Source organism: uncultured Lamprocystis sp. (assembly GCF_903933125.1).
GTDB lineage: Bacteria > Pseudomonadota > Gammaproteobacteria > Chromatiales > Chromatiaceae > Thiodictyon.
Genome location: NZ_CAIZIZ010000489.1, coordinates 1 through 7162 on the forward strand (window position 1 = coordinate 1; position 7162 = coordinate 7162).

General features: G+C 64.5%; 6 protein-coding genes. All 6 read right to left on the reverse strand.

Translation table 11 applies throughout. The annotated features are described in order from the left end of the window. Positions 1-1141: 1141 nt before the first annotated feature. The gene (locus tag QZY03_RS26900; protein ID WP_295586558.1) at positions 1142-1582 is read right to left on the reverse strand and encodes a hypothetical protein; all 441 of its coding nucleotides are present in this window, start codon (positions 1580-1582) and stop codon (positions 1142-1144) included. Positions 1583-1810: 228 nt separating this feature from the next. Next, entirely contained in the window at positions 1811-2158 is a 348-nt protein-coding gene (locus QZY03_RS32295) for an HGGxSTG domain-containing protein (RefSeq protein WP_363168751.1), read from the reverse strand. A gap of 2 nt (positions 2159-2160) precedes the next feature. Further along, positions 2161-2565 carry a single-stranded DNA-binding protein gene (locus QZY03_RS26905; protein ID WP_295586560.1) on the reverse strand — a complete coding sequence of 135 codons (405 nt, stop codon included), beginning with the start codon at positions 2563-2565 and terminating at the stop codon, positions 2161-2163. After that, complete coding sequence (locus tag QZY03_RS26910; RefSeq protein ID WP_295586563.1) at positions 2562-2942, reverse strand: hypothetical protein; 381 nt, start codon at positions 2940-2942, stop codon at positions 2562-2564. The genes QZY03_RS26905 and QZY03_RS26910 overlap by 4 nt, the downstream gene beginning before the upstream one ends. Beyond that, complete coding sequence (locus QZY03_RS26915) at positions 2939-5953, reverse strand: hypothetical protein (protein WP_295586565.1); 3015 nt, start codon at positions 5951-5953, stop codon at positions 2939-2941. The genes QZY03_RS26910 and QZY03_RS26915 overlap by 4 nt, the downstream gene beginning before the upstream one ends. Positions 5954-5959: 6 nt before the next feature. Then, positions 5960-6301, reverse strand: a complete 342-nt coding sequence (locus QZY03_RS26920) for a hypothetical protein (RefSeq protein WP_295586568.1) — start codon at positions 6299-6301, stop codon at positions 5960-5962. Positions 6302-7162 lie beyond the last annotated feature (861 nt).

Consider the following 7162-nt stretch of genomic DNA (forward strand, 5'->3'; position numbering starts at 1 on the left):
CCGCCGCGCCGGGGCCGCCCGCGGGCGCCTGACGGGTTGGTTCCGTGGTCCCCCCAGGGTCCGTCGTGCGGACCCGCGCCCCGCGATTGCCGGTCGCGGCTGGCACGATGATCGAGATCGCCTAAAATGGCCAAAGTCGAGGCTAACCGCCCACCCCCTATTTTCAAATGCGCTCTTGGTGTTGAACGGCGGATCAATATAGACGCACTTAACGCGCCCGGCGTAGACCGGCAAGAGGCTCTTGAGTGCATCCAGGTTGTCGCCCTGGATTAGCAGGTTTTCGCTGGCGAGGTCGCCGTAGCTCAGGCTCGGTACCGACACCAAGGGTCGGTAGGGCACTTGCCGACTGGCCACCTTGGCGGCCTCCATATTTTTCCAGTGCAGAACGGGCATGAGGGCGGTTTCGCGTTAAAAGGCGGCTTAGGATCGGCGAAGGAGTCCGGGGCTGTAAACGCCCGCGTTGTGTCGTGTCGCAGCCCCAGGCGCACACCCCTGATTCTGTTGGTCAAGACCACGGGTTGGTCCGCACGACGGAACGCTTAACCCTGAGCGGTCAATTTTCGGCCAATCAGGGCTTCGTGGTATACCAGAAAACGCACTTAGGACCGGGCTAGAGTTTACACGACTCGACATTTCTGACTGGGACGGAAACCTGGAAAAACTTTATTTTGCAGCACGATACCCGCACGTCGTGAGCTTAGATTGCGGGAATAATCCTCAGCGGGACCGCGGTCGGCAGTCGTACGCCTTCAAGTCGATCCATGCGCCGATGCGAGTGTGCACCCGCGTTCCACCCGTGGCGTCGAAATAGGCTTTCAACAGCCGCATCCCCTCGGCCGCCAACCATAGCGGGTCCGGGGCCGCACCTTGTACCAACCAGTCGATGACTACCCCGCGGCCAGCCGCGCGACGGTCGCAGGGTCAAGCCTGGCTTGGATTGTCGCCTTGGTGTCCTTGGCCATGAACCGGGCCTGTTGCTGCGCTGTCGCCATGGTTGCCAACCTCCTACCTGTAGAACCCGGACAGGGCATTGTGCAGCATTTGCGCCCATGTACGCACGCAGGCGTCGTGAACTTTGGGGCGCTCGCCCGAGCCTGGCAGCGTGGTCTGGTGATTTTGTGCGGCACTACGCGCGATCACGTCATAGGCTTTGGCGACGGCCGACCGCGCCATGCCCTGCAACCTCGGCCTGGAAACCGGCCAGGCGGGCAGTTATCCGCTCGCGGGCCTTGTCCGGGTCCCATGCCTTGCCGATGTAGACGGACAAGACCTTGCCGCCGTGCTTGCGGTGCAGCCGGATGTAGCCTTTCGGGTCGGTCTGCACACTCCACCCGTCGAAGGTCTTGGGGGCTGATGCTGGTTCAGCAGGTACCGGGGGCAGGGTTGCACATTGATTGTGTAACCTGTCCGCAGTCAGCAGGACCACGGGCGCCACGGATCGAAACGAGTTGAGGGACATTGCCGCGGTCAAGTCCGGGCAGGTGGTCTGTAAGCGACGCCATGCCGGAACGGGGCCGCTGGACAGGCTGAACGCTTCGCGGACGGCGGCGAGGTTGGCGAGGATGGTTTCGGCGGGTGACACGGCAGGCTCCGGGGGTTGCACAACAGGTTACACAACGATGGTAGCACGGAGTTGTGCAACCATGTGTAACCCTCTGTAACCGCGTTCCAAGCCTGAACGTATGGGGTTACAGGGTAACGGAGTCCCGCGGAAACGGGCCTATTTGGCGACACTATACGCGCGCGTGTGTTGCGGGCTCAGGGAGCATTTATTCCGCACTACACGGGCGCGTGCGCTTGCGGGTTGGGCTCAGGGTAGCCGCGGGATCGGCTTGCACGTCACTGGGTCGATGCGATTTCCTCTGCACCATTCCCGCCATCGCGCCTCATTCTCCGCTCGTTTGCGGTTCTTGGCGCGAGTTGCAGCCCCGGTTGCGGCTCGGCGGCGTCGCGCTTCGGCGGCCTCTGGCGTGTTGGCGTTGATCGCTGCAAGGGCCTTCCGGAGGTTGACAGCAGACTGTGCCCGTCCCTCTGGCGTCTTGGGTCCGGTAGACAGACCGCCGTGGAACCGGCAGCGTCGCTTGCCGGGGACCGGCTTGCACTTGCAGGCGGTCCCGCGGCGAGTCTTGGCTCTGCATGTGGGTTTGAACAGGCGCATGGTCAGAACCCCAGCGGATCATCGAAATCGCGCCTTGGTTCGCCTGGGGTCCGGTCCCGCGTCTGGCCCTGGGTCCGTGCCTTGCCGCTCGGCTTCGCGCTCTTTAGGGTCAGAACCGCATCGGCAAGCAGTGACCAGCTTTCGCGCTCCTGCCCGTCCTTGCCGGTGAAGTGTCCGCGGGTCAGTTTGCCTTGCGCCGTGACCATTTGGCCTTTCGCGGCGCGGGCCAAGTCATCAGCTACTCGACCGAAAGCGAGGATTGACACCCAGAGCGTCTCCTCCGTCTCTGCGTTGAACCCGGCCGCGTTCACGGCGACAGAAAGACGAGTCATGTCCTTGCCGGCCGCGGTTGTCGATTGAGCCGGGTCATTGCCCGCCCGGCCGTGGATGGATGCGTGGATGGTCATTCAGAGGTCTCCGTGTCGGGTCGCGCGGGCAGGGCGGCGGGCGGCTCCACCTTGGGCGCGAGTTCGGGCGCGTCCTCGGGCTCGATGCTCGCAGCAGTCGGATACCAACTGCCGACTTCGGCCAGCGTTGCCGCGGGGCAAAACGAGTGCGAGCGCGCCGAGCCGTCCGGGTGGGTGACGAGCCATAGGCGGCGGGGCGCGGTGTCGGCGGCGGGCGCACTGAGGATCTTCAACAGGTCCGCTTTGTTGGCGCGAACCTCCCCCATCAGAACCGCAACAGCATCGGGGGGGCCTTCGAGAGTCAGGTTTCCGGTCGGCGTCGGAACAATGGTCACTCCGGCCGACATTACTCTATGAATCAGCGTATTGGCGGTCATACTTCAACCCTTTCGACTCGCGCACCTAGATCTCTATCGTCCGTTTTAAACCCGCCAAACCCACCAAACCCACCACTCTCGGGCGCGGGTGGCTCGTCCTTGGTCAGAATCCAGGTCGGCGAACCCCGCGACAGGGTGCCGCGCACCAGGCGCAAGCCGTCGTGCCGGCGTTCAACGTGGCGCTCGATCCAGCGTCCCAAGATGCGCCGGTTAAGCTGTCCCCGCTCGTCGGCAATCTCCGCTATCGCATCCCGCAAGGCGGGGGCCGCGTCGTCGTCGGGTGCGAACTCAGACGCGGCTGAATGGTCGATCAGCTTCGCAGTCGTCACGGCTTTGCCGCCGATCACTGCTTGCCATGCGGACAGCAACGCGGCGAGCTTGGCGGTTTCGGGGTCGAGCGCAAACGCGCGGTCAGTCGCGGTCAAGGGATCGCTGAATCGGTCGTCCCACGTCGCGACCCAACAGACTGATTGCCGCACCAGGTCATCCCACGCCTCGAAGGATGCGGATCGACCTTTTCCGTGACGCACCCGGCCGGCCGTGATCCATGCGCGCATGATGGTGAGTGCCGCCGTGACCAGTTCGGCACGGCGGGTCAATACCGCATCCAGCGGGCAAAACCCGAACTCGCGGGCATAGGGCTTTTCGGTGCGGGCGTCCAAACGGGCGGGCAGGATGCGGCGGCAGGTATCGCCGACCAGGCGCAGACTGTTGCCCGTCGCAATGAATAGCGCTCGGTTCGGCAAGGTGGCCATTTGGGACACGCCAAGGATGCGATCCGTGAAGGTCGGTGCGGTCATGAAGGCGTCGAGCGATGCGTTGCCCAGCGGCTCCCGCACGTTGTCCCACAGCAACACCCGATGCCCATCCCGCAGGGCGGCGAACAACCGCTTACGGGTTTCGTCGTCTTGGTTGCCGGCCGGGGGCAGCGCGGGGGGGCAGTATCCCAGCGACAACGCGCCGATAGCTTGGGCCAACAGGGTTTTGCCGGTGCCGGCGGTCGGCGCGTCAAAGGCGACGCCTGGGGCAGTCGGCAGGCTCGCCCGCACGGTGGCGGTCAGCAGGGCTTGCAGCACGACTCCGCAGTCTACTGCGTCCACCAGGGGGAACAGGCGGAATGGATGCCACAAGGTGTTGAGCGCGGCCTTGGCTTGGGCGAGCGTCGGCGCGGACGGCGGGGGGGCCAGATCGGGGCTATCGGCGAGCAGTAGCAACCGTGAGGGTGCGTCGTAACCAGGATCGGCGAGGATCGACCCATCAGCGCGCAACGTCGGGGCGGTAATCACGGCGTCAAGCAGGCTCATACCGCGGTCGCCGTCCTTGGCGAGAATGCGCGACGCTGCCCACTGCGGCGCGTCGGCGGGGATCTCAACGGGCGGCTTCAAGGGGTCCTCTGCGGGCTCAAGCACGAAATACTCAATCACGCGGTCAAGGTGGTCGGATAGCCAATCCCGAGCGACGGGCAAGGCGCGGGCGTCGTCAGTGACGCGCGCCAGCGATGACCCCGTTCCGAAGTCGTACAGTTCCCCACGGGAGCGCAACAGATCAAGGGTTTGATCGACCACGCGGGCGCGTTGACCGCGACTCAACTCAATGCGTGCCGACGGGCGAATGAGATAGAACCGTCGCCCCCCATGCGCGTGTGAATAGATATAGGGTCGCCGACCACTGCGCAGGTTGGCCCATGCAATGCGCGCATCGTCGGTGTAGTCGGGCTCCAGGGGGTCAGCAAACCGCTTGCCGTGCCACTTCGCCGGGTTGTCGAGCAGTTCCCCCACGCGCGGGGCCGAACCATCGGCCGCGGTCAGCACGAAGTCGCCGGTGAGTTCCTGTTTTTCGCTGGCGCGGCGTAGCGCGACCTTGACCGCATCAACGTCGATACCGTGCGCTTCGGCCAGTTCGGGCGCGCTGGTGTCAATCCATGTGTCACGAGCCGTTGCCAGGGCGGGTTTTGCCGCGTCGCGGGCAGCACGGCGGGCGGTGCTGGCGCGGTTTTGCACCGAGCCATCAGCAGCGGCGATCAGGGCGCACAAGTCGAGTAGACCGGCCGGGTTGCCCTCAAGCCGGGGCGGTGGGTGGTTGCGCGAGAGTCCGGGGCCAAGCTTGGGCGGCGCGGCGAAGTCCAGGCGTTCAGGTTGCCAGACAGACGCATCAACTACGGTACGCTCCAAGGCTTGCCCGGCCTTACCGATGTCGATCCGGCCGTGACCGCCAGCCCACAGCAGCGCCACCAGCGCCTTACCCGCGTCAGGGATCAATCCAGCGTCCGCGACGGGGATATAGAGCCGTTGACCGCGCAGCCCTTGCAGGGTGGTGCCGTCGGGTCCGACGATGCCGCTCGATGACGACACGCGCCACAGCAAGGGGCAGTCGGCGAGGCACGGGGCGAGACTGCGCAGCGTCGTTATCAGGTCGCTGGGGTCCATCCCTCGGCCATCGCCCGCGTCGTGGTCCAGCATCCACACGCCAGGCGCGCGACGAAACCCGAAGAACCGACGGGTCCGGGTGATCGCGTTGGGGGTGTCTTTCAGCCGCTTTTCCGACACGACACGCGCGGTCGGGTGACCGTCCGCAACGCCGAAGGTCAGGGCTTGCGCGACCGTAAGACCATCAATCAGCGTCGAAAAGTCCGCAAGATCAGCGACGGCTACCTGTTCGGCGATGCCGTCCGCCAACTGACCGGCCGATGTCTTTACCAGCGTTCCCGAGCCGTCGAGCGCATAGGATTTGACCAGGATCGCAGGCGAGCGGGCGGTGATCCGGGTCAGGGCCAGGTGTCCCGGTGGTGGGTTATGCTGGTTTTGCGGGTTTATTCCGGCCGCTCCGCACTCGCTAATCTCGGCGGTGGCCTCGGCTTGGCGGGCGGCGGTGGTATAATTCGCTGGCCTGTTTTGCTCTGTGCTTTCGCGGCTCGGTCCCTCGCCGGTGATCGAGCCGTTTTCATGTGCGGGGGTCGGATTCTGGGCGCGTTCGCCAGTCCGGCCGCGGGCCGGTGCGCTGGAGTTGTCCATGGAGCGTCACTCCCCGGACAGGATCGCAACGGCTTGGGGCCGATACTGCGGGCGGGCCTTGGGCGTCACCTTTTCCCCGGACCTGGGGCGCGGCGGGCTCAAGACCGGGTTGGAGCGCATCCAAGCCATGTACAAAACCGGGTCAATCAAGACGCGCCGGCCGGTGCGGACCACTGCACCGGATGCGGCCAGGCCGTTGTATTCGGCGTTGAACACCGACCAACGGACGCTGCCCTGAGATAGCGCGGGTTGCGACTCGGCCATCTGGCGAACGGTCAGCAGGACGCTTTCCGGGGTCGGCGGCGGGGCCGTGTGGCGGGCGGTTTCGGGGGTCGATGGGGTCGCCATAGGTTGCACCTTTGGGGGCTTGCTTGCCGCGGTCTGCGGCTTGCGTGGTGCAAACTATCGGCGGTTGTGGCGGGCCTGTTTAGTGGGTACAGGTGCCCCCTACTAGGTGGCACCTAGGGGCGGATCGGCCGCTAAGCCTTGCGGTTGCTGCGTTCCTTGGTGGGTACCTCGGGCGCGGATCGGCGTCTTGAGTCCGGCCGCGTTACCAGGTCTACCGCCTCAGCTTCGTTCTTCGTCAGACGGTGCAAGGCTTGGAGCTTCTCAACAACAAGCTCCTTGGTCGGTCCTTGTAGCGGGTCCTTTCCCTCCCACCACGTTGCGATTGCCCACCGGACGGCCTTCAACAGCTTGGTATCGTGACTGAGTGCCGCCCATTCACTCGGATCAGGACGATTATCTGTCTCCGCTGCCTTGCGATCCTCCGGGAATAGGACAGGCATTATCGCCCGTCGCTCGGTTCGTTCTGCCCATAGGCGCAAGTCACTGACCTTAAAATAGGCTTCGGCCGGATTCTTATCGTCGCGGCCAACTTCGGTATAAGGGACTTCCCTTGCAAGCGTTTGGCCCATCGCCCTTACTATTCGCGTGAGGGGCTTTCCATCGAGCTCGCTCGGTGGTTCCAGGTCAACGCAAAGGAACATCGCGTCCCAAAGTTTATACTCGGGTTCCCGTTCCCAAAAGGCATATCGAGACTTTATTAACTGAAGTTTCCTGTTTTCAATTACGCCACGAGCCGCATTACCGCGGCGATCAGGGGATTTTGCGTTGGTTTGTTAGCCCCCCCGCAATCGCTACCGAAACCCTCCCCGCCGAGGTCCTGTGCGAGCCGGCGCCGCAGGTCGGCAAAGGCATATTCGGTGC

Excerpts from the sequence above, each read along its gene's own strand:
- QZY03_RS32295 (WP_363168751.1), bottom strand. The coding sequence starts at position 2,158 with ATGCGCCTGTTCAAACCCACATGCAGAGCCAAGACTCGCCGCGGGACC.
- QZY03_RS26905 (WP_295586560.1), bottom strand. The coding sequence starts at position 2,565 with ATGACCATCCACGCATCCATCCACGGCCGGGCGGGCAATGACCCGGCT.
- QZY03_RS26910 (WP_295586563.1), bottom strand. The coding sequence starts at position 2,942 with ATGACCGCCAATACGCTGATTCATAGAGTAATGTCGGCCGGAGTGACC.
- QZY03_RS26915 (WP_295586565.1), bottom strand. The coding sequence starts at position 5,953 with ATGGACAACTCCAGCGCACCGGCCCGCGGCCGGACTGGCGAACGCGCC.
- QZY03_RS26920 (WP_295586568.1), bottom strand. The coding sequence starts at position 6,301 with ATGGCGACCCCATCGACCCCCGAAACCGCCCGCCACACGGCCCCGCCG.